The 21,379-nt window shown below is 59.1% G+C and carries 17 protein-coding genes; 3 read left to right on the forward strand and 14 right to left on the reverse strand.

Annotated features, from left to right (window positions below; all coding sequences use genetic code 11):
* Nucleotides 1–7 precede the first annotated feature (7 nt).
* The gene (locus QM649_RS01835; protein ID WP_415197296.1) at nt 8–1,336 is read left to right on the forward strand and encodes a DUF1501 domain-containing protein; all 1,329 of its coding nucleotides are present in this window, start codon (nt 8–10) and stop codon (nt 1,334–1,336) included.
* Nucleotides 1,337–1,411: 75 nt separating this feature from the next.
* Here QM649_RS01835 and QM649_RS01840 read toward each other — a convergent pair whose 3' ends face one another.
* The 12 genes from QM649_RS01840 to pheA all read right to left on the reverse strand — a co-directional run bounded on the left by QM649_RS01840 (nt 1,412) and on the right by pheA (nt 18,811).
* Nucleotides 1,412–2,470 carry a glycosyltransferase gene (locus tag QM649_RS01840; protein ID WP_415197297.1) on the reverse strand — a complete coding sequence of 353 codons (1,059 nt, stop codon included), beginning with the start codon at nt 2,468–2,470 and terminating at the stop codon, nt 1,412–1,414.
* Nucleotides 2,471–2,592: 122 nt separating this feature from the next.
* Nucleotides 2,593–3,600 (reverse strand): glycosyltransferase family 2 protein, encoded by a 1,008-nt coding sequence (locus QM649_RS01845; RefSeq protein ID WP_415197298.1) that lies wholly within the window; start codon nt 3,598–3,600, stop codon nt 2,593–2,595.
* 89 nt (nt 3,601–3,689) lie between these two features.
* Nucleotides 3,690–5,369, reverse strand: coding sequence for a glycoside hydrolase family 28 protein (locus QM649_RS01850; RefSeq protein WP_415197299.1), 1,680 nt, complete (start codon nt 5,367–5,369; stop codon nt 3,690–3,692).
* A gap of 56 nt (nt 5,370–5,425) precedes the next feature.
* The gene (locus QM649_RS01855; protein ID WP_415197300.1) at nt 5,426–6,562 is read right to left on the reverse strand and encodes a glycosyltransferase family 4 protein; all 1,137 of its coding nucleotides are present in this window, start codon (nt 6,560–6,562) and stop codon (nt 5,426–5,428) included.
* Nucleotides 6,563–7,065: 503 nt separating this feature from the next.
* Complete coding sequence (locus QM649_RS01860) at nt 7,066–8,358, reverse strand: flippase (RefSeq protein ID WP_415197363.1); 1,293 nt, start codon at nt 8,356–8,358, stop codon at nt 7,066–7,068.
* Nucleotides 8,358–9,710 carry an O-antigen ligase family protein gene (locus tag QM649_RS01865; protein ID WP_415197301.1) on the reverse strand — a complete coding sequence of 451 codons (1,353 nt, stop codon included), beginning with the start codon at nt 9,708–9,710 and terminating at the stop codon, nt 8,358–8,360. Before QM649_RS01865 ends, QM649_RS01860 begins: the two co-directional genes overlap by 1 nt.
* A gap of 37 nt (nt 9,711–9,747) precedes the next feature.
* The gene (locus QM649_RS01870; RefSeq protein WP_415197302.1) at nt 9,748–10,701 is read right to left on the reverse strand and encodes a polysaccharide biosynthesis/export family protein; all 954 of its coding nucleotides are present in this window, start codon (nt 10,699–10,701) and stop codon (nt 9,748–9,750) included.
* Nucleotides 10,688–12,964, reverse strand: a complete 2,277-nt coding sequence (locus tag QM649_RS01875; RefSeq protein WP_415197303.1) for a GumC family protein — start codon at nt 12,962–12,964, stop codon at nt 10,688–10,690. Before QM649_RS01875 ends, QM649_RS01870 begins: the two co-directional genes overlap by 14 nt.
* Before the next feature lie 112 nt (nt 12,965–13,076).
* On the reverse strand, nt 13,077–13,904 hold the full coding sequence (locus QM649_RS01880; protein ID WP_415197304.1) for a 2OG-Fe(II) oxygenase: 828 nt from the start codon (nt 13,902–13,904) through the stop codon (nt 13,077–13,079).
* Nucleotides 13,905–14,346: 442 nt separating this feature from the next.
* A complete protein-coding gene (locus QM649_RS01885) occupies nt 14,347–15,027 on the reverse strand; it encodes a MarC family protein (RefSeq protein WP_415197305.1) in 681 nt (226 codons plus the stop codon).
* Nucleotides 15,028–15,173: 146 nt separating this feature from the next.
* Nucleotides 15,174–17,612 (reverse strand): endopeptidase La, encoded by a 2,439-nt coding sequence (lon, locus tag QM649_RS01890; RefSeq protein ID WP_415197306.1) that lies wholly within the window; start codon nt 17,610–17,612, stop codon nt 15,174–15,176.
* A gap of 374 nt (nt 17,613–17,986) precedes the next feature.
* Nucleotides 17,987–18,811: a prephenate dehydratase gene (gene pheA / locus QM649_RS01895; protein ID WP_415197307.1), complete on the reverse strand. Its 825-nt coding sequence runs from the start codon at nt 18,809–18,811 to the stop codon at nt 17,987–17,989.
* 136 nt (nt 18,812–18,947) lie between these two features.
* Here pheA and QM649_RS01900 point away from each other — a divergent pair, with 136 nt between their 5' ends.
* Nucleotides 18,948–19,100 carry a lmo0937 family membrane protein gene (locus QM649_RS01900; RefSeq protein ID WP_415197308.1) on the forward strand — a complete coding sequence of 51 codons (153 nt, stop codon included), beginning with the start codon at nt 18,948–18,950 and terminating at the stop codon, nt 19,098–19,100.
* 121 nt (nt 19,101–19,221) lie between these two features.
* Nucleotides 19,222–19,536 (forward strand): CsbD family protein, encoded by a 315-nt coding sequence (locus QM649_RS01905; RefSeq protein ID WP_415197309.1) that lies wholly within the window; start codon nt 19,222–19,224, stop codon nt 19,534–19,536.
* A gap of 64 nt (nt 19,537–19,600) precedes the next feature.
* On the opposite strand, the gene QM649_RS01910 is transcribed toward QM649_RS01905, so the two are convergent.
* Entirely contained in the window at nt 19,601–20,464 is an 864-nt protein-coding gene (locus QM649_RS01910; RefSeq protein ID WP_415197310.1) for a UbiA-like polyprenyltransferase, read from the reverse strand.
* An 84-nt stretch (nt 20,465–20,548) separates the two neighbouring features.
* Nucleotides 20,549–21,340: a BON domain-containing protein gene (locus tag QM649_RS01915; RefSeq protein WP_415197311.1), complete on the reverse strand. Its 792-nt coding sequence runs from the start codon at nt 21,338–21,340 to the stop codon at nt 20,549–20,551.
* Nucleotides 21,341–21,379: the final 39 nt, after the last annotated feature.

Below are 21,379 nucleotides of genomic sequence, written 5' to 3' on the forward strand. Positions count from 1 at the left end.
AGGTCATATGCTGAATCGCAGAGGATTTCTACGTCTCGGGGCCCAGACCGGGCTCGCCACGGCCTTTATGCCGCTATGGATGCGGATGGCCGGCGTGCAGGCCTATGCCCAGTCCAGCGGTGGTTACAAGGCCATCGTCTGCATCACGCTCGAAGGCGGCAACGACGGCAACAACACCGTCGTGCCGCTCGAAAGCTCTCTCTATAACCAGTACACCTCTCTGCGCCAGACCCTCGCGCTCTCGCAGAGCCAGCTCCACCAGGTGCAGTGTGCCACCAGCGGCACGCTCCTCGGTCTCCACCCGAGCCTCACCAATCTGGCGTCGATCTTCTCTCAGGGCAATGCTTCCATCATTGCCAACTGTGGGCCGATGGATCAGCCGCTCACCAAGGCTCAGCTGCAGGCGGACGCGACCCTGCTGCCCGAACTCTTTGGCTCTCACCCCGCTGCCATCGCACAGTGGGAAAGCGCCACTACGGATGCCTACCCCACCAGCGGCTGGGGCGGACGTATCGCCGACCAGATCACCAGCCTCTCCGGTTCCCTTCCGCCCGTAATCAGCGTGACCGGTGTCAGCACCTTCACCGTGGGTGAAAGCATCCAGTCGATATCCGCGATGAAGTCTGCCTACGGCAGCCAGACTCTGCCTGCCGCGCTCGCGGCTCCCGCAGCTGAAATCGCGGCGCTCGACCAGCAGTCCGCGAATACGCTCATCGAGCAGTCGGCGAACATGCGCATCCAGGCAAACAATCTGCAAAGCATCTTGCAGCAGAGCCTGACCGCCGGATCTACGTTCAAGACAACCTTCCCCACCAGCACCCTGGGGCAGAACCTGTTGACTGCCGCTCAGGCCATCAACGGACGCTCGGTCGTCGGGGCTTCCCGCCAGATCTTCTACTGCAGCACCGGCAACTTCGACACGCACGGCGCTCAGGTTGGAACCCAGGCCACCCTGCTCTCGGACCTCGACGCCAGCCTCGGCGCCTTCGTGGCGGCAATGCAGGAAATCGGCATGTTGAACGATGTCCTGATCGTGACACTCTCGGACTTCGGGCGCACCATGCAGTCGAACTCCTCCGACGGCAGCGACCACGGCTGGGGCAATCACCAGTTCGTCATCGGCGGCGGACTCACCGGCAGGCAGCTTATCGGCTCGCTGCCCGACTTCGACCTCGGCGGCAGCCAGGACTACACCGGCCAGGGTGTGTGGATTCCCACGATTGCCACACAGCAGATCTCCGGCGCCATCGCTTCCTGGTTCGGTCTCACTTCATCGCAGATCGCATCGATCTTCCCGAACCTCGCTGCGTTCTCCTCAAGCACATTCAGTCTTTAGTTCGTTCCATAAACGAAAAAGACTCCCGCACCATGCGGGAGTCTTTTTCGTTAACCAGATGAATTCTGAAACGCCCTACCCCTTCAGACTGCCGGCTTCCTGCGTGTCGATCGATTCCGCCCCTTGAGAGCCTGCGGGCATGTGATTCACTCCGCCGTTCACCACCTCGTCGTAAATGGCTTCCAACTCGCGCGTCTGCCTGTCGATATCGAACTGCTCGGCCACCCAGGCCATGCCACGCTCACGGGAGCGCGACCAGATATCATCATCGTTCAGGTAGAGGAGCAGGTTCTCTGCCAGCTGCGCGATGTTGCCTTCCGGAGCAAGGAGTCCGCCCTCGCCGTGCCTGACGACCTCCGGGATGCCGCCATGCTCAAAACTGGCTACCGGTACGCCCATGGCCTGCGCCTCAGCAAACACCATCCCCAGCCCTTCGCTGTCGCCGTTATCCGCTGTGACACTGGGAACGCAGAAAACCCGCGCGGCACGCAGTTCCTTGCGAATCACGCTACCCGGCTGCGACCCCATGAAGAGACATCGCACGCCGAGACTCTTCGCCAGCTCCGTCAGCCGGGGGCGCAACGCGCCGTCGCCGATGATCGTCAACTCCACATCCGGCCGCTGCTTCTGCACCAAAGCCATGGCGCGTAGCAGGTACTCGCAGCCCTTCTTCTGCACAAGACGGCTTACGAAGAGAACGGAGTTGCGCTTCGCCTGCGTGCCCTCCGGACGAAACTGCTTCAGGTCGATGCCGATGGAGTGGACGCGCAGCTTCTCCGGCGGAAAGCCGGCACGGATGGCCCGCTCCCGGATGAACTGAGACACACACAAGAAGGCGGATGCCCTCTTCCAGAGATACTCATACCCGGCATTCGATCGCTGGGAGATTGTGACGTCGTAGCCGTGCAGTGTCACGATGAGTGGGAGCTGTAGCCGATCCGCAATATGCGCCGCGGTGATACCGTCGGGGCCAAAATGGGCGTGGATCAGGTCTGCCTTCACATCCGCAACCCTGCGATGGAAGAGCGGTGCAACCCACGTCCACCAATAAAGCCGTTTGCGAATACGGGTGGCAACAGATGGCTCCCCGGTCAGCAGAATGGCGTTATTGGGAACTTCGAGACTGCGCCTCACCCTGCACATGCCGACGAACCGGGGCTCAAACGCCTGCAGCGCATTGGCCTGGGCGGCGATAAATGTCTCACTGATGGGAAGAAGGTCCGTCCTGTAGATCAGAACTCTTCGCCTGTTTGCCGTCACGAGATGCCTGTGGAATACCCCTCGTCACCGTTGTGTTCGGAAGGGCGCCGCGGGCTACGCAGCCCGCGAAATGAAGCGTAGTAGAGCACCTTTTTCCGGACATCCGGCGTCATTACTTTTCGTAGATACGGATATAGCATACCGTTCAGGAACAGCAGCCACAAAATTTTCACGTCGAACGCGCCATACTGCCAGCAGTCCTTCACCAGAGAGAAACGCTCGCGCAGTGGAACTTTGTCCTGTGCTGCAAGGTTCATCGGTGAAATTGCCAGGTACGATGAGAGCGCCTTGGGAGTAAAAATCTCCCTGCTGCCGACGGCCCAGTTCCGGCAGTCCTGCCAATCCATACTGGCCGTGATCCGCTTCCGCTTGCGCTCGTTGTAGAAGATGCTGAGCACCTCAGGCACCAGCGCCACGCTCACATTCGGCAGCCGCAATGCGCGCAGAAGCCAATCGGTATCCTGGTTCCTCTTGAGCCCCTTGGTGAAGGGCGCCTCTAAGAAGAACTCGCGCGAGATCAACCAGGTGGAGGTCTGCGGGAAGCCTTCCATCAGGCCGAGCCAGGAGACTTCGCTATAGAGAAAATCACTGATCTTCTGCCCAGGGGCAATAAAACGCCGGGGACGGACCAGTTCCGTATCTCCCATGCGATCCAGATACTGGCAGGCGACGACGATCCTCGGCCCCGGCAGGGTCTTCGCCAGAGCCAGCTGCTTCTCAATCTTTTCCGGCAGCCATTCGTCGTCGTCATCGAGCAGCGCAATCCACTGCCCGGTGGCAGCGCGGGCTCCTACATTTCTGGCTTCCGAACCGCCAACGCCCTCCTGCAGCGCAAGCACTCGCACACGGGGATCGCGAATTGCCTCGAGAGCGGCAATGGTCTCCTCATCGGGACCATCCACCACCACGACCGCTTCAATATCCTCAAAGGTCTGGCGAAGAACACTCTCCACCGCCCGGCAAACCAGCGCGGGACGATTACGCGTTGGGATTACAGCACTCACTTGATAGGGCACTTGGCGAGTTTCTCCTTAGAGTTCTTAGTTCATCGGTCGCCCCACTACAGGGCGCCTGAATACAATTCGCTTCCAGATCAGCGGCTTCCGCGAGAATCGACTTTCACCGCATTCGCCGGCACATCCGGCTGCACCCGAACCGGAGTACGAGACTTTCGCAGGTCATTTCCTAGAAACGCGACGTCCTGACTGGCAGTCCCTGAGACCACAGCATAGGTCTCCACCGGCTCGAGGGCCACGCAATGCTGGATGGAAGCATGCTGAACATTTTTCAATGCAACCAGCTGTTGCGCATTGGTTGTCCCGCTCGCATCCACGTCGGTCAGTACCAGGCCATTTACATCTTCAAAGCTCAGAGCTGGCCTCGGATCGCCTACGCTCGAGTGAAAATGCACATCGTTCAACGTGATGCCCTCGGCATGGCGGCAGTAGAGACCAAACACGGGGAGGCGGCCAAACATCTTTGACTCCGGTCCGCCATTCGGCAGCTCGCCAGGCTGATTACTTGCCCAAACTGTCTGCCCCTGCTCTGAGGTCTCGATGCGAACATTCTCCAGAGTCACGTTCTTTACCGGAAACCCAGGAAGCCCTGTGATCGAGGAGGTGATCTCGGCGCCCGTCGCGCGAACATTGGATATTTTCACGTTACTAAGGCGGCCCGCCATTGCAACGGTCTTGTCTTTATAGGAGTTCTGCAGGCGCACAAGGATCGGACCGCGCACGTTGCTCAATGAGATATTCGAGACCGTCACGCCGTCGATCCAGCCATTGTCGGCCATCGCAATGGTGATACCGCCGATCGCCCGCTCGTTCATCTGACCTGCCGTGGAGATGATCTGCGAATCGCGGAAGACAATATTCTCAAACCCTCCAAAGCCCTCAATCCCGACCTTGAAGCCATTACAGGTAGTGGTGATCCGGCAATTGCTGACCTCGATATTGCGCGATACCGGTGTGGCTCCGTAAGGATTGAATGCCTTCAGGCAGATCGCATCGTCGCCTGTCACAATGTCGCAATCGATGATCCGTACATTCTGGCAGGCCGTCGGATCTATCCCGTCAGAGTTCGGAATGTTGAACGAGTTGCGGATCTTGATACCACGGATCAGGACCGTGTCGCAGGCAATCGGCCGCAGGGTCCATCCCGCTGCGTTTTGCAGCGTCACTCCCTCGAGCCGCACCTGCTTACACTCGGCAAGCTCCACCATCGGCGAGAAGAAATGCCCCAGCTTCCAGTGAGCGCCTTCCACTTCTTTCCAGGCCCATTCTGGCCCCGGCTCCGGCGTTCCATTCGGCACGGGTCGTGCCTGCCCATCGATGGTGCCCTGCCCGGTAATCGCGATGTTCTGCTGCTGGAAGGCAAAGATCAGATGCTCTTCGACCCTGCCTTTGATCGCCGCCCGGGCTTCCGGAGAGAGCGCATAGTCTCGCTCGTCCTGACTTCCGAGAAGCACCGCTCCAGCCTGGAGGTTGAGCTCCACATTGCTCTTGAGGATGACCGTTCCTGTCAGGTAACGCCCCGGAGAGACGGATACAACACCGCCGCCAGTGGCAGCGCAGGTGTCGATCGCGCGCTGCAAAGCCTGCGTATCCTTGGCCGCGCCGTCTCCTACTGCTCCAAACCGCCTGGGATCCCAGACCTTACCGGCGGAAGCCTGCTGCGCGAAGGCAGCCAGCGGAACGCCCTGAAGTACACCTGCTGCTGCAAACCCGGACGCGCTCTTTGCGGCGGCCTTCATCCATGTGCGGCGACTCATGCCGCGCACGCCTACTCGATCCTTCCCTTGGCCCATCATCCCTGTCCGTCTTCCGCCTAGTAGCCCAGGTTCTCAGCCACGCGGTTGGAGCCGGTCAGGATCTCTCCCCCCACGCCAAACACCGCCAGATACGCACGCCGTGCCGCGGCCGGATGATATTTGCGCAGAACGAGCTCCCGCGCCCTGCGTCCGTACTCAACACGAAGAGCCGAGTCTGCAAGCAGCTGGCGCAATTGCTCTACCAGCACCTCGGAATGACCGTTGTCGAAGAGCAGAGCGGCATTTCCACCTTCGGTGATCTCGTGATGCACATCAAGGCTGCTGAAGACACATGGCAGTCCGTGGCCCATGGCCTCCAGGCACACCATGGGCAATCCTTCAGGGCCCATCGACGGCATCACAAAGATGTCTGTCCGGGCATAGAAGACCTCCGGATCCTTCCGGAAACCGGCAAACTCGACATCCAGGCCTTCCGCCATGGCTTCGAGTTCCTTGCGATACGGTCCATCGCCGACCACCGTGAGCTTCACACGGGGCACTCCGCGCAGAGCCTCAATCAATAAGTGCAGGCCCTTATAGCGCTCGAGTCTCCCAACGTAGAGAATCTCCAGACGGTTGGGATCGGTTTCGTTGAGATCCCTGGGCATCTCCGGAATCTTGCTGACCCAGTTCGGGATGACTCTCGCTCGCTCGACCGGCAGGATGCTCTCAAGATCACGGCCGACTGTTTCGGAAACACTCACGGTATTGGTCGAAAGCCGAACCAGCATGCGCGAGGCCAAGCGGGGAAAATACTTATGCGGGCTGCGGAACCAGGAATAGACATCCTTCTCGAAGGGACCATGGCGCGAATAGACCGTTTCCCGTCCCAGGATGCGGGCCGGAATCAGGAAGATCGATTCGAGCATGCCGTTCATCTGGACTACATCGATGCTCTGCCAGATGATTACTCCGACTGCAACCGCCAACGCGGCCAGAAAGCGCAGCGGCTTCAACATGCCGCCGAACGCCGGCGTCACATAAACCCGTACCCCTTCGCGGCGCATCGCCTCGGCCAGTTCCGGCAGAACACAGACAGCGAAAAGATCCGCGTGGTCTCCAAGCATCGTCGCCAAACCCAGGAGATAGGTCTCCACGCCGCCCATCGGCGTTCCTATATCGATAAAAAGGATCCGCTTTCGCTTCTTTGCCATTGCATCCCTTTCCTTTTCGGACGATCCATCGCAAGCCATATGCACTGCCACCTGGGTTGGAAAGCCGTATCTTCAGCGGAGAACCATCGCAGCACGCAATCCCACACCAACATCTTTACTCTTAATTTTCATCCGGCCTTAAAAGGCCTGTCGAGCTTTCGCTCTGTCCGAGTGCTCTCTCAGTTACCCGGGGATCTTACTCCTACGACAAGAGTTCCTGCACAATTGCCCTATTGCCGGTGGGGCAAACAGGCATTTCCAGATATACATTTCAGATACACCGGGGTTGCCCTGTAACAGCAGGCGCAATCCCCAATTTTGTGAACAACGGCCAAAGACTGGCCTTGAAGGGAGACCTGTGCGGTTCGTGGCTCTCGCCACCTACAGCTCTCCTGCACAAGGATTCGGTTGAGCTTTTAGATAGCTTGCCGAATGTGCAGGTTGTTTTCAACGCGAGGCTTCCGTCCAAAAAACGAAAGTAATCGATACCTTCCCGAATCGGATCATGCGGCCGTTGCCACAACCTGACGCGCGGCAGCCGCAGCCCGGGATAGACGCTGCACGATCACCCAGTTCATCACCGCGAGGCCTCCATCTGTAATCAGGCTGGCCCATGCTGCGCCCAGCCATCCATGCCGGGGAATCAGCCATAGATTCAGGCAGAAGTTGAAGGCTGCGGCGACGCACTGGCTCGTGGTCCGGTAACGCTGCATTCCTGAGCCCGTCAAAGCCGAGCCGGTCATCTGGTGAATGCTGCGAAACACCGGGATCAGGCACAGCCAGCGCAGCGCCAGCACACTTTTCGCGTAGTCATGGCCCACGACGTAAGGAATGATCGGCGCGAGGAGGAACATGCCGGCAGCACCGGCAGCGGCAAGCCAGATCGCCTTGCGCAGCAGGGTCCGCCCCAATTCCGCCGCATGGTCGATTCCCTTCGCACCCTGCTGAAAGTACCGCGGCATCGCAGCGTCACGCAGCGAAAAAATCGGGATCGTGGCAATGTCCACCACGCGATACGCCATCGAGTAGATGCCGTTGCCCACGTTCATCCCGTAGTGGCTCAGCATCGTCTTATCGAGATCGTTATAGGCCGAAGAGGTCGACTGAGAGAACGAGTATTGCAGGCCTTCCCCGGCATGCTTCTTTGCCAGCGAGAAGTCGAACTTCGGCAGACCGAACTGCATCGTCACTGCGACCACGGCAATGACCGCGCCGATCAGCGAAACAATCAGCGAAGCGATCGTCCACCGCCCTGCCGTTGCGCGGTGCATCGTCACCACCATGACCGCCGCCGCAATCAGGCGCATCACGTTCGTCAGCAGGTTCATGGTTGCCGTCACCCGCATCTTTTCGAAGGTCTGAAAAACGCGCCCCGCCGCAAAGCCCATTTGCGTGCAGAGGCAGATGCTGATGGCTGCCGGAAAGACGATCGCTGCGCTTTCCTTGTCGAGGATGAAGCGGCCAATGACCTGCAGCACCAGGGCAACAATCAGACTCAGGCCGCAGACGAAGATCAGCACATTTCCCCAGTACTTGGCGAAGCGCTCCTTATCGGCGCTTACATAACGGAGGAAAACCGTGTCAGAGCCAAGCGAGCTGTATTGTCCCACCAGCGATACGAGCGCGAAGGTACCCGCATAGACTCCATACTGCGCGGTGCCCAGCAGGCGGGCGAGCAGGATGAAGTACAGCGCCTGCGAGATCAGCCCGAGTCCCTGCCCCAGGAACATCCATCCGGCATTTTTCGCGAGCGTGCTCTTTTTCAGCTTTTCGATCGATTGCCTTACCTGAAACATCACGCCAGCTGCCGCCTTCCGTTTGTCCGTACATGTTCGGCAAGCCCGACTCCCGCCATCACAAACATCACCCATTCGATGCTGTGCGGAAGCATGAATTTGTCTCCGTCCACAATCGCCAGCAGCGTGATGAAAAGCATCGACATATACCAGAGCACATGGGGCGGCGTATCCGCTTTCAGGCTGCGCATCGCGCTCCGGGAGGCCATGCCCAGCGCAATGAACTGGAGCAGCACGCCCACAAAGCCAACCTCGAGCCAGAGTTCAAGGATGCCGTTCTCCGCGTTGCCCAGTCCCGGAAAGCCGCTGGCCAGGGCGAGGTGCATCGACTCACCTTTGAAGCCCATCCAGAACGCGTCATAACCATAGCCGAGCATCGGTCTCTTAAAGATCGACAGGAAGACGGCCTTCCATATCTGGGTGCGGCCGCTCATGCTGGGATCCTTGCCCATCGCGACCACAATCTGCCGGAAATACACGGTCGCAATCCAGATGATGAGAGCGATCAGCCCCACCAGCAGGAAAGACACAAGCAGCTTCTGCAACGGAGTCATGTGCCGCATGGCACGCAGCGTGATCGCACAGGCGATGCAGCACAGCAGGACCAGCCATCCGGTACGGGAGGTGGTCGCCAGGACCAGCAGACCCGTAATCGCGAGGTAGGCAATCCGCTTCATGTTGCCGAGCTTTCCCGGGAACTTATAGAAGAAAGCAGGAAGCATGAAGGAGATCATCACCACAGAACAGACATTCTTGTGGGGGAAGATGCCCTCCACACCGATCATCGCGTTCTTATGGTCGATGCCCGCTCTTGGCAGCACTGCCGCGATAGCAAAGCTGAAGAGCGTCACCACCAGCCCGACAAAGATAAAGAACTGCATCTGCTGTTTCGGCTTGAGCCTTACAGCCAGATAGATCGAAAACGCCGTCAGGATCATGGTCTGCACAGCAAAGACGAAGCTGCGCTTCGGATCCTGTGACCATGCGGCGGAGGCCATCGCCCACAACGGCATGATCAGGTAAAACCAATTGCGCGTGCAGACGTCGAGAAGAGGCTTCCAGATGACGGCCATCGCAAGGCAGATCAGGCCATAGCAGGCGACCATTTCGATCGAGTGCGCGGCCGACCCCTGACCGAAGTTCGAGTTGACGAGTGCGCCGTACTGCCCTTCCGCTGGTGTGTTCAGGCTCATGTACTCGAACGAGAAGCTGCCGCGAGCCGCGAAGAACACCATCGGAAACAGCAGCCCATAGGTGAGCACTAACCCGAAAACCGAGCTGCTGTCCTTCCTCAGTACGCTTCGCTCGCGCGATACGGGCAAAGCGCTTTGGGTTGCAGTAAAGGTCGCCACCGAAATCTCGTTCTCCTAAGTGAGCAAGTGCCTGTTTTTAGAATGCGTACACAGAAGCGGTCGCCGCGGCGGTTTCCACCGAGGAGATACCGAGCAGCGAGTTCTTGGCAAAGCTGAACGGCAGGTAGATGATGTCGTTCGCCTGGAGAGTCATGTCCGGCTTCTTGCCCTTTTCCATGTCGCCCAGATTCAGCTTGATCAGATAGGGACGACCCTCTGGATCCTTACGCACCAGCCGTGCCTTGCCGACAGAGGCGCTCTTGTCCGCGCCGCCCGCAAAGGCAACCAGTTGCAGAACCGTCAGCTTGGAATCGTTGTTCACGATCGGAAAGCCGCCCGGCTTGTTGAAGTCGCCAATGGCATAGACCAGTTCCGCGCGCGCAACCCGGACGACGTCCCCGGGATAGACCATCGTGTCGCGGACTCGCAGGGCTTCCGCAGCCGCCGGCTTGAGGCCTGGCGCCGCGGAGTCGGGCACAAGGGTCGGCTGGTTCGACGAGTAGTAGGTCACCATCTCGCCGGTGCCATGGCGCTGGATGACGACGTTGCGATCGGCATCCTGCTGCAGGCCGCCGGCCAGTGCCAGCACCTCGGCAACAGATTTCGGCGAAGTCACAGGATACGCACCCGGCAGGCGAACCTCACCGAGGACCGAAATGTTCTGCTCCGCATACTGCGCCACAGTCACGGCCACACGCGGATTCACCAGATAGTGCTGCGCAACCAGCGCTGCTCCGATGGCCTCAGAGGCCTGGAGCGGCGTCATGCCTGCAACCTTCACGTTTCCGCCGACCATCAGCGGCAGGTTGCCGTTGTCGGTAACACGGGCGTGCTGCTCAAGTTCAGGCGCATCGAGGATCGAGATATGAACCAGATCGCCCGGAGCAATCAGCAGACTATCCTGCGGCTGTTGAGCCACCTGCGCATGCAGGGATAACGCGCCGCCGGCCAGAACAACCATCAGCCACACAAAGTTCTTAAGCGACTTCATTGACGTTCTCCATGTAGTAATGAGTGTTTCCGGGGCCAAAGTAGCTGTGATACGCGTCCGAGTTCATCTGCACGGCGTTAAACACGATTCCCACCGAGCTCTTGCCGCGACGCGAGCTGAGCAGATGATAAGCACGCTTGAGCGAGCCCATCGGCGTTACTCCCTGGCGCGCCACCAGCAGCGCCGAATCCGAGTACTCGCTCAGCATCAGGGCATCGACCACCGGAAGAATCGGCGGCGTATCGATGACCACCACTTCGTACTTCTCCTTCAGGTTAGTCATCAGCTGATGCATCTTCTGCGAGGCCAGAAGCTCAGAGGGGTTCGAGGGAACCGGTCCGGCCGGCAGCACGGAGAGGTTGCTCAGGCCGTCCACCTGGACGATGCTCATCACATCCTGCTCACCCGAAAGGAACGTGCTCAGGCCGTCCTTGCTCGATGAATAATTCCCTTCCTTGCTATCGGTGGGCCGGCGCATATCCGCATCCACGAGCAAGACCCGCTTGCCCTGCTGCGCCATGCTCACCGCCAGATTTTTGGCCGTGATGCTCTTGCCTTCGTCCGAGCTGGCGCTCGTCACCAGCACCACCTGCGACTTCTTCTCGCCCGGAACCACCGGCGAGAGAGACGCACGCAGTCCGCGAACAGCCTCGCTGTATGCCGACTTCGGAGCTTCCAGCGTGCGGAAGTGCGCGGTTGAACTGAATGATCCCTTTTCCTTTGCATACTTCGGAAGAATGGCGACCAGCGGCGCACCAAGAGCTTCGATCTGCTCAACAGTGTGGAGACGGTCATCCGCGACTTCGGCGATCAATGTCGCGCCGAAACCCAGGATCGCGCCAACTACTACCGACAGGGCGAGGAAGAGCGGTACATTCGGCTTCTTCGGCTTCGCGGGCACGCGCGCCGGATCCACGATCGAAATATCCGAGCCGCGCAGCCCCTGCAGAACACCGGCTTCCTTCAGCTTGCGCAGCAGGTCCTCGTAGAGGGTGCGGCTCTGGTTCGCCTCTTCCCGCAGGATCGAGTAGTCGATCGTCTTATCCTTCAGCGCGTTGGCCTCGGCGCGGTTGGACTCGTACTGCTGTCGCGTCTGGTCTTCCTGCTGCTTCGCAACGTCGTAGTCGTTCTTGGCGCGTTCCTGCACACGAGCCACTTCGTCGGCGATCGCCTGGTTCACCTTGTCGAGCGAGGCGCGCATTTCAATCATGCGCGGATACGCATCGCCGTAGTGCTGCTCGGCGGTAGCGATCTGCTGCTGCAGCTGTGACTGCTGCAGACGCAGGTTCTGGATCAGGCTCAGCGCGTTGTTGACCGCCGGACCATTGCCGCTCTGCGAGGTGCCGCTCAGTTCGGAGAGCAGTTCGGCGTTGCCGCCCTGCACGGCCTTGTAGACCGCTTCCTTCAGGATGCGATTCTGGTCGGCAGCGGAGAGGGCGGTCGTCGACTGCTCCAGCCGATCCAGCACATCCGAATAAAGCTGCTCATGTCCCTGGGCATCACTTCCGAGGCTGAAAATACCGGTCTGCTTCTGCAGATCTCCCAGCTTTTCCTGCTCCTCTTCACTCTGCTTGCGGAGGTCGCTCAGCTGGCTGGAGAGCCAGTTGGCCGCTTCCGACGTAGAAGCCAGCTTGGTCTGGAAGGTGTAGTCGTTCAGGCCCTGGATCAGGTGATTGACCACAGCCGCGGCGACCTTCGGGTCGGAATTGGTGTAGTCGATCTCCAGCAGTCTCGTACCGCTGATCACCTTCACATCGAGGTGCTTCTCGAAGGCTGCGACCAGACGGCTGCGGCGAGCCGGGGAATTCTCCAGCGAAGCGCCGACCGGATCGGCAATGCCCTTCGATGCGAACAGCCCCATCACCCAGCCAATGGGGTTGAAGTGCGGCTCAAAATCGCGCTGATGTTCGAGATTCAGATCCTCGATCGCCTTGATCGCGAGGGTGTCCGACTGCAGAATCTGCGACTGCGTCTCGAGATTGATGGTGGTCTGGAGCGCATCACCGCCGGCGGCATCTCCTCCTGCACCGCCCTCGAGATCTGCGGCGTTCAGTCCGGTCGCATCGTCCTTCTGCAGCTGCACGATGCCGGTCGCGACATAACGACGAGTGGCAAAGATGCAGTAGATGGTCGTCAGCAGCACTACGCTGCCGAGAACCAGGTAGAACACGCGACGACGCCGGCGGAATACCTTCCACACGTCATTGACCGTCAATCCGGCTTCTACTGATGACGGAGGGGCTTCCAGGAGATAGTTAGTCATAAATTTTCCTTACCGCAGAGTGAGTTAACGGACTCGGTGTTTCCAGCGGGCTGCAGGCACAACAAGAGCCGCGGTGAGCGAAGTCCTGATGCAATCGGCTCTTCAAACTTGTTTAATACTGATCTTTTTTCACCCGGGACTTGACCCAGTCTTTCGCCCTGAAGACAGCGGGAGGGGTGAACTCCTTCATGACCCGCTTCACCAGTGGCTCGCGCTTCGAATAAAAACTCGGCGCGTAAACCGACGCGTGCGGGATCAGGGAGTCATCCGGCACGGTGTGGAAATAGGCAGCGAAGGACTGCCGGGCCCGGCCATCGACAACCACAGGCCGAACGCCGTGGAAGTTCTGATCCGCAACCTCGAAAATCACGGTGCGGTTGAAGATCGGCTCCACCACTCGCTCACACCGTGAGCCGCTGGTATCCCACAACTCAAGCTGGCCGCCGAATTCATGGTCCCAGTTCTTATTCAGGTAGGTGAGCATCACCAGCCGCCGCCGCAGGCCGGTGTTCTGATCAATGTTCCGGTCCGCATGCACATCGAACTGACCGCCCTTCGGCACGACATGGAAACCGGCGCCACCCATATAAGGATCGGGAAGCAGGCCGCGCACACCGCTCAGTTCGGTCATCAGGTAGAGAAACTTGGCAGAGTTTATAAATGAGGCAAACTGGTAGCCGGCTTCCTGGAACTCTACGGCCGATCTGAGATTTGACTTGGAGAGACGCTCACGGCGCTCATGCACCCACTTGTCATCGGTAAGGGGAGGAATCTCATTCAGGACCCCGTCGAGCACGTCATCCCGGAACATATTGTCGATGACCAGGTGCGGAAAGGGCTTTGCGTTCTTGAACTGCTCCTGAAGCTCTTGCGTAGATGCCGGCAGAGAAATCTTATCGGACAGGATGCTCATGATTCCTGCCTCTTGCATGGTTGCCATGATCGTTCCCTTCTTGCCCTGAGATGCAGCATGCTGCTCTTTTTTGGGGATTTGCGAGGCGAAAAGCTCTAGTACCTGAAAGAGATTGGGCGCGGAGCAGTGTAGAGTTCGGCCTGAATCCCTATTTTGTCTGCCATCACAAGTTTTACTCGATCCACGCAGGGGTGAATACCTTACGGGAGTAAGCAAAAAGGCAAACTATTATTCAAACGAACAGGTAAGCCACGGCAGTTCGCGGGCTTCGCCCATTTCAGTCACATCCCGTATGGGGCAGCGAACCGCGGGGTCTCCTGGTGAGCGTGCGCTGAGTGTACGCCCAGCCGCTCTTGTCCTGACACTAGGAAAAGTAGCAAAAGCGACAACAAATTGTTATACCCGCTTGGTAACGATCACCATGATCTTTGGAACCCGCAACAAGGTCGCACTTCTGTAACCAGACCGGTTAGTGACTTCCTATTGTCTGCAGATACGAACGCACCCCAGTCGCCACAATCTGAATGCCGATGCATACCAGAATGAACGACGACATGCGCATCACCACGATGGTTCCGGTCTTGCCGAGCAGGCGCTCAGCGCGCCGCGCATAGCGGTAGCAGGTGTAGATCACCAGGCAGACCAGGATAGCGCCCACAATGCCCGGAATCAGGACACGCGGGGAAAGAAACGCCAACCCGCCGCGATCCGCCATCAGGTGCGCGCCCAACGTAATCGCAACCGAGATCGAACCGGGACCCACGGTGATCGGCAGGGTAAACGGATAAAAGGCATGATCGATCAGATTGGAGCCGTCGTCCCCGTCATTACGCGCCTTCCGCGCATCCTGATTCAGCAGCGACCATCCAGCAACCGTCACGATAAGACCGCCACCAATCTGGACCGCATAGATCGAGATGCCGAAGAACGACAGCACCTCGACGCCCCACAACATCGAGACAATCAGCAAGACCACGCTGTAGATCGCGATCTTGCGCGCCACAATCTCCTGGATCCGCTCATCCACATCGCCGATCAGGCTGCTGAAGATGGCGGCGCTGCCAAGAGGATTCACGATCGGAAACAGTGCCGCAACGACCAGTACGGTTTCCTTCAACAGATATGTGGGATCGATCGAAAAGATATTCACCACCTCGAAGTCTAATCGAATCAGCGCATCCTGTAGTCACCATTCCGCGAGCTCTGGCCCGGCACAAAAAAGGCGCCCCGACGAGTTTCGTCAGGGCGCCTCTATCACTGCAGCCGGCTCTTCAGTTTTGGAGAGCCGCCTGCCGATTACGCATCGGCATGCTGCAGAACTTCTTCTCGTACGACCTCGTCGTGCTGCTCTTCGGCGAGCGATTGCGGCAGAGCGATCCGAAGCACATCTTCAATCCGGCTCGCGTAATGGATCGAGACGCCTTCCACCTGCTCAGGCATCAGGTCTTCTTCCACGTTCTGCCGGTTATCCGCCGGGAGAATGACGGTTGTGACGCCGGCGCGCTTGGCCGCAAGGAACTTCTCCTTGATGCCGCCGACCGGCAGAACATTGCCGCTCAGCGTGATCTCGCCGGTCATCGCGGTCAGCGGATGCACCGGGCGATCGGTCATCAGCGAAACCAGAGCCGTGGCCATGGTCACACCTGCCGAAGGACCGTCCTTGGGAATAGCCCCAGCCGGCACGTGAATGTGAATGTCCACATTGCTCGTGAAGTCCTCATCCAGTCCGACCTTACGGGCATTCGAGCGAACCCACGTCAGTGCGGCCTGCATAGACTCCTGCATCACCTCGCCGATCTGGCCGGTCACGGTGAAGCCGCCCTTACCCTTCATCTTGTTTGCCTCGATGAAGAGCACATCGCCTCCGGCCGGTGTCCAGGCCAAGCCGACGGCTACACCCGCACGCTTGGTGCGTTCCGCGATCTCGGTATCCACTCTCACCTTGATGCCACCCAGGAACTCCTGAATGACCTCCTTGGTGATGAGCAGCTTCTCGGTCTTGCCCTCGGCAATGCGCCGTGCCTGCTTGCGGCACACTGTTCCAATCAGCTGTTCCAGCCTGCGGACGCCGGCTTCCCGCGTGTAATGCCGCACGATGTAGGAGACTGCCTCGCGGGGGAAATCGATGTTCTCCTCCGTGATGCCGTTTTCCTTGATCTGCCGCGGGATGAGGTAGCGGTACGCGATGTGCGTTTTCTCCTCCTCGGTGTAGCCGGTCAGATCGATAATCTCCATACGATCGAGCAGCGGAGCCGGAATCGGATCGAGCTGGTTCGCCGTGCAGATGAACAGCACCTTGGACAGATCGAAAGGCTGATCGAGATAGTTGTCGCGGAACGTGTTGTTCTGCTCCGGATCGAGAATCTCGAGCAGGGCCGACGACGGATCGCCGCGGAAATCCCGGCCCAGCTTGTCGATCTCATCCAGCATGAAGACCGGGTCGTTGGTTCCCGCCCGGCGCAGATTCTGGATGATCTGGCCCGGAAGCGCACCGATATACGTCCGGCGATGTCCACGCAGCTCCGCCTCGTCGTGCATGCCGCCGAGCGAGATGCGACGGAACTCACGATCGAGTGCCTTCGCAATCGAACGGCCGAGCGAGGTCTTACCCACACCCGGAGGTCCGACAAAGCACAGGATCGGTCCCTTCATGTCCGGCTTCAGACGACGCACCGCGAGATAGTCGAGGATGCGGTCCTTCACCTTCTTCAGGTCATAGTGATCGGTGTCCAGCACCTCGCGCGCTTTCGCGATGTCGACCGCCCCGCCGGAAGACTTGGCCCACGGCAGCACAGCCAGCCACTCGATATAGTTACGCGTGAGCGAGTAGTCCGCCGCCATCGGAGACATGCGCTGCAGGCGGCTCAACTCCTTAAGCGCCTCCTTCTTCGTCTCTTCGGGCATGCCGGCCGCTTCGATCTTCTGTCGCAGATCTTCAATGTCCTTCTGGCCCTCGTCCTGTTCGCCGAGCTCCTTCTGGATGGCCTTCATCTGCTCGCGCAGATAGTAATCACGCTGCGACTGCTGGACCTGATCCTGCACCTCGGACTGGATCTTGTTGCGGAGCTGCTGGACCTCGATCTCCTTGGCAAGGTGCTTGTTGATGCGCTCCAGGCGCGCCGTCACATCCACCGTCTCAAGCAGTTCCTGCTTGTCGGCGGTCGTGAGGAATGGCAGCGATGAGGCGATGAAATCCACCAGCCGGCCAGGCTCGTCGATATTCATGGCAATCGTCTGCAACTCATCGGAGAGCGTTGCCGAAGAGGTGACAATCTGCTGGAACTGGGTGAGAACGTTACGCTGCAGGGCCTCGAGCGCGGGCCCCTTAGCCGGAATGATCTCCGGCACGCCCTCGACCGTCGCCGTCATAAACGGTTCGGTCTGGGAGAAATTGCCGAGCTTCACCCGCTCTGTGCCTTCGGTGAAGACGAAAAGACTCTGGTTCGGCATCTTGACGACTTTATGAATGGTCGCGAGAGCGCCGTAACTATATAAGTCGGACGGCTGGGGGGCGTCGATGCGGGCGTCGCGCTGCGCAACCACGACAATCGACTTCTCCTCGCCAAGAGAATTGATGAGCTGAATCGAGCTCTCCCGCCCCACGGTAAGGGGGAGAACCGCATGCGGAAACAGTACGGTGTCCCGGACCGGAAGAACGGGAAGCGTCCGGTCCCCAGGGCGATCCTCACGTTTGGCGCCGCCGGGTTGAATCACACTTACAAAATCGCTGGCCATTGAGTGCCCTCGTATCAAATAATTAGCTATTAGACGCAGCAACTATTGATTCGGTCGCATCTATCGTTCGTAGCCCCATAAGCCACTTGCCTGCAATGATTTACGTCATTTCGCAAGCAATCGTTCCACATCCTGGCATTGCTTTTCCCGGATTTTCCCTCTTCCAGCTGTGATGCACGCACGGAGATCCAGCCCGCGCCATTCGAAATCTCCCCCACCGATCACTCATCGGCACCTGAACCACGGCTAATCACGTACGTAAGGCATAGATCTGCTCTTTCGCCCACTAAGCGCTGGAGCAGGCCAGATTCAGCCCAAAATGAAAACGCCGCCGGAGGCTCTCCTGCGGCGTTCCGTCTTTCTGACTAGTCCGTTTACGCTTCGGGCTGCGCTGCGACGTAGCGCCCAAGCTCCCTCACCATGGAACAGTGCCCGGCAAGGACTTCGAGCGCGCGGCCTGCCGTCTCCGGCGTGGGCAGCTGGTAGTCGGTATAGAAGACGTAATGCCAGGGGCTGCCCGGCACCGGGCGGGATTCGATCTTCGTCAGGTTGACGCCAAGCCCCGCAAAGGCCTGCAATGCATCGACAAGGGTGCCCGGGCGATTCTCGACCTGAAAGGCAAGGCTCACCTTGTCGGCAACAGACGAGAGCTCCGCATCGGCTCGCCGGCGGACGAGAAAGAAGCGCGTGTAGTTCTCCGGAGAATCTTCGAGGTTGCGTTCGAGAATTTCCGCACTGAAGTGAGCCGCCGCACGCACGCCAGCGATCGCGGCTACGCTCTTGTCGCCTTCGGCCATCAGGCGCTTTACGCTGCCAGCCGTATCGTAGGCAGCCCGCGCTGCAATCTGCGGCTGCCGTGCGAAGAAGCGACGGCACTGCGCAAGCGCAATCGGATGCGAGTCCACCACGCGAATCTCATCGAGACGCGTTCCCGGAACCACGATCAGGTTGTGATGGATAGGCAGAAGATATTCCCGCTCCACCAGCACATCGTGTTGCAGCAACAGGTCGTAATGCTCAAGCACCGAACCGGCGAGAGCGTTCTCAATCGGGATCACTGCCGCATCCACGTCACCGCTCGAGAGGGCCTGAAAGACCTCAGCAGAAAAAGCACAGTGCTTCACCGCTGCATCCTGCACCATGCGCAGCGCAGCCTCGTGACTAAAAGAGCCGGGCTCTCCCTGAATAGCAATCCGCATTCCGTTTCCTCGAATTTTTCATTGTACGGCAACCCAATTTCCACGCTGCGCACCTTAACACAACGTAGAACGACGCTGGAGCGACGGTGAAAACAGCCTTCGACAAAGGCGATCGAATGAACAGGAGAGAAGAATCATGCTCTGGACAATTTTTGTAATCCTTCTCGTTTTGTGGCTGGTGGGTCTGGTGAGTTTCCACGCAATTGGCGCGTATATTCACATCCTGCTGGTGATCGCCCTTGTGGTGCTGCTAATTCAGCTCATCAGCGGACGTCGGCCGGTCGTCTAGGCTGCACGCCTGACGGAATTGGCCGTCCCCTACACGTGCGCAGTGCACGGTCTCTTTCCTGCGCACGTTTTCACTCAATCAAACCGTAACGAACGACTGACCGTAGGACTGGAGTATCCCCATGAACAAGGACCAGGTAAGCGGAAAGATCGATCAGGCTGTGGGCAAGGTCAAAGAGAAGGTGGGCGAAGCCACCGGCAACCAGAATCTCGCGAATCGCGGCGCCGCCGAGCAGGTAAAAGGCGCGGCGAAGGAGACCTGGGGCAACGCGAAGGATGTGGCTCAGGAGCACGCTCGCGAACATCGCCGCGAAGCCGAGGTTCACGCCAACGACACGCGCAGCAAGGTGACCGGCGCCGTGCAGGACATCAAGGATCGCGTGAACGAAAAGATCGACGAACACAAGGATCATCTGCGCAATCGTCGTCCGGCGTAACTCTTCCCTCTCAAAATAAGAAAAGCCCGCACACGTGCGGGCTTTTTCTTTTGCTGCAAGAGATCTACTTGTGAAGCATCAGCGCAGCGGCCATAAACAGGAAATACAGCACCGAGATCACGCCGTTCATCGTAAAGAACGCTGCATTCATTCGGCGCAGATCTCCGGGCGAGACAATCATGTGCTCATAGCAGAGCAGGAGTGCCACAGCGGCGATGCCAGCGTAGGCAATCGCGCCGAGACCAAACGCGTGGGCCAGAAGCAACAGGAGCGTCAGCATCGCGACGTGCATTAGGCGCGCAATCCAGAAGGCGCCGGAAACACCAAAGGTGGACGGCACACTGAACAGCCCTTCCCTGCGGTCGTGATCTACATCCTGGCACGAATAGAGCACGTCGAAACCCGCGACCCACAGCATGACAGCCGCCGTAAGCAGGATGATGCGCGGATCGAGGCTGCCCCGGACCGCGATCCACGCAGCCGAGGGCGCGATGCCCAATGCGATGCCCAGCACCACGTGCGACCACCGCGTAATACGCTTCATGTACGAGTACGAGAGCACCACGAGAAGGACGACCGGGCTCAGGATCAGAGTCAACCGGTTCAACTGGCTCGCGGCCACCAGGAACAGCGCCGCCATCACCACCGTGAATCCTCCGACGAAACCCCGCGAAAGAAGGCCCGCCGGGATTGCGCGCATCGCCGTCCGCGGATTGCTCGCGTCAATATCCGCATCGGCCCAGCGATTGAACGCCATCGCCGCAGAGCGCGCCGTGACCATGCACACCACGATCCATGCCAGCTGCTGCGCGTGCGGAATACCCCGCGCCGCCAGCATCGCGCCCGTGAGGGCAAAGGGTAATGCGAAGATCGAGTGTTCCCACTTGATCATCTCCAGCGTGACGCGCACATTGCGAAAAAAGGCCATACCAGCAGTGTAACGAATGGCCTCTCACCAACGCCAAAAGCAAAAGCCCCCGGCGTGCGGGGGCTTTTGAACACAGCCGGAAGCCTACTTTTCGTTCGACCCGTTGGCCACCTGTAGGTTGTTCGTCACATGGAAGACTCCGGGGACGGCATTCGCGCGAATGCCTGCCGCGTCCTTGTCCGCCTGCGAATCCACCAAGCCATAAAGCGTGACATTGCCATTCTGCACAGAGATGCGAATCGGCTTACCCGGATCGATCGCGTACTTGTTCAGCGATGGGAATCCATAGACCGAACGGAAGACCGCGATACGGATGCGGTCATCCATGGGAGAAAGCGGATCGACCTGGATCTCATTCACCACATCCTTCACGCCCTTGGTGTTCGCAGCCACAGCCACAGCCGAATCCGCATCCACGGGTCCGTAGGCATGGCCGGAGAGCGTCACAACGCCTCCCTGAACGTTTACAGCGATGGCGTTGAAGGGCGTGGTGCCATAGCCTACGCGGTCATATTGGATCGCCTTCACAAGCTTGCTCTGCAGCTCACCATCGGGAACCGAGGGACCGGCGACCTGGATTTCATTGTCCACGCCGGTGACACCCTTCACGCGATGCACGCGCTTGTCAGCATCTTCCTTCGTGTCGAAGACATCCACCGTGCCAGTCAGCTTTACAACGCCGTTGGATACAGAAACCTGAACATCCTTGAACTTCGACTTGTTCAGGGCCTTATTTATCACTTCCGCGCGCAGGTTGTTATCAGGCGCCATGGACTGCGCCATCGCGGTGCCCGCACCAGCAACCGGCACCAGGCTCGGACCAAGAAACAGCAGGAAACCTACAGCCATCGTCGTTCCGCGCATCATGCTTCGCATTCCCTTCCTCCTCACTCGATATTCCGGCTCCTCCGAGCC

Origin of the sequence: Silvibacterium sp., from assembly GCF_047605705.1 — a bacterium.
GTDB lineage: Bacteria > Acidobacteriota > Terriglobia > Terriglobales > Acidobacteriaceae > Silvibacterium.

Excerpts from the sequence above, each read along its gene's own strand:
- QM649_RS01835 (WP_415197296.1), top strand. The coding sequence starts at position 8 with ATGCTGAATCGCAGAGGATTTCTACGTCTCGGGGCCCAGACCGGGCTC.
- QM649_RS01850 (WP_415197299.1), bottom strand. The coding sequence starts at position 5,369 with ATGAGTCGCCGCACATGGATGAAGGCCGCCGCAAAGAGCGCGTCCGGG.
- QM649_RS01855 (WP_415197300.1), bottom strand. The coding sequence starts at position 6,562 with ATGGCAAAGAAGCGAAAGCGGATCCTTTTTATCGATATAGGAACGCCG.
- QM649_RS01860 (WP_415197363.1), bottom strand. The coding sequence starts at position 8,358 with ATGTTTCAGGTAAGGCAATCGATCGAAAAGCTGAAAAAGAGCACGCTC.
- QM649_RS01870 (WP_415197302.1), bottom strand. The coding sequence starts at position 10,701 with ATGAAGTCGCTTAAGAACTTTGTGTGGCTGATGGTTGTTCTGGCCGGC.
- QM649_RS01875 (WP_415197303.1), bottom strand. The coding sequence starts at position 12,964 with ATGACTAACTATCTCCTGGAAGCCCCTCCGTCATCAGTAGAAGCCGGA.
- QM649_RS01880 (WP_415197304.1), bottom strand. The coding sequence starts at position 13,904 with ATGGCAACCATGCAAGAGGCAGGAATCATGAGCATCCTGTCCGATAAG.
- lon (WP_415197306.1), bottom strand. The coding sequence starts at position 17,612 with ATGGCCAGCGATTTTGTAAGTGTGATTCAACCCGGCGGCGCCAAACGT.
- pheA (WP_415197307.1), bottom strand. The coding sequence starts at position 18,811 with ATGCGGATTGCTATTCAGGGAGAGCCCGGCTCTTTTAGTCACGAGGCT.
- QM649_RS01900 (WP_415197308.1), top strand. The coding sequence starts at position 18,948 with ATGCTCTGGACAATTTTTGTAATCCTTCTCGTTTTGTGGCTGGTGGGT.
- QM649_RS01905 (WP_415197309.1), top strand. The coding sequence starts at position 19,222 with ATGAACAAGGACCAGGTAAGCGGAAAGATCGATCAGGCTGTGGGCAAG.
- QM649_RS01910 (WP_415197310.1), bottom strand. The coding sequence starts at position 20,464 with ATGGCCTTTTTTCGCAATGTGCGCGTCACGCTGGAGATGATCAAGTGG.
- QM649_RS01915 (WP_415197311.1), bottom strand. The coding sequence starts at position 21,340 with ATGCGAAGCATGATGCGCGGAACGACGATGGCTGTAGGTTTCCTGCTG.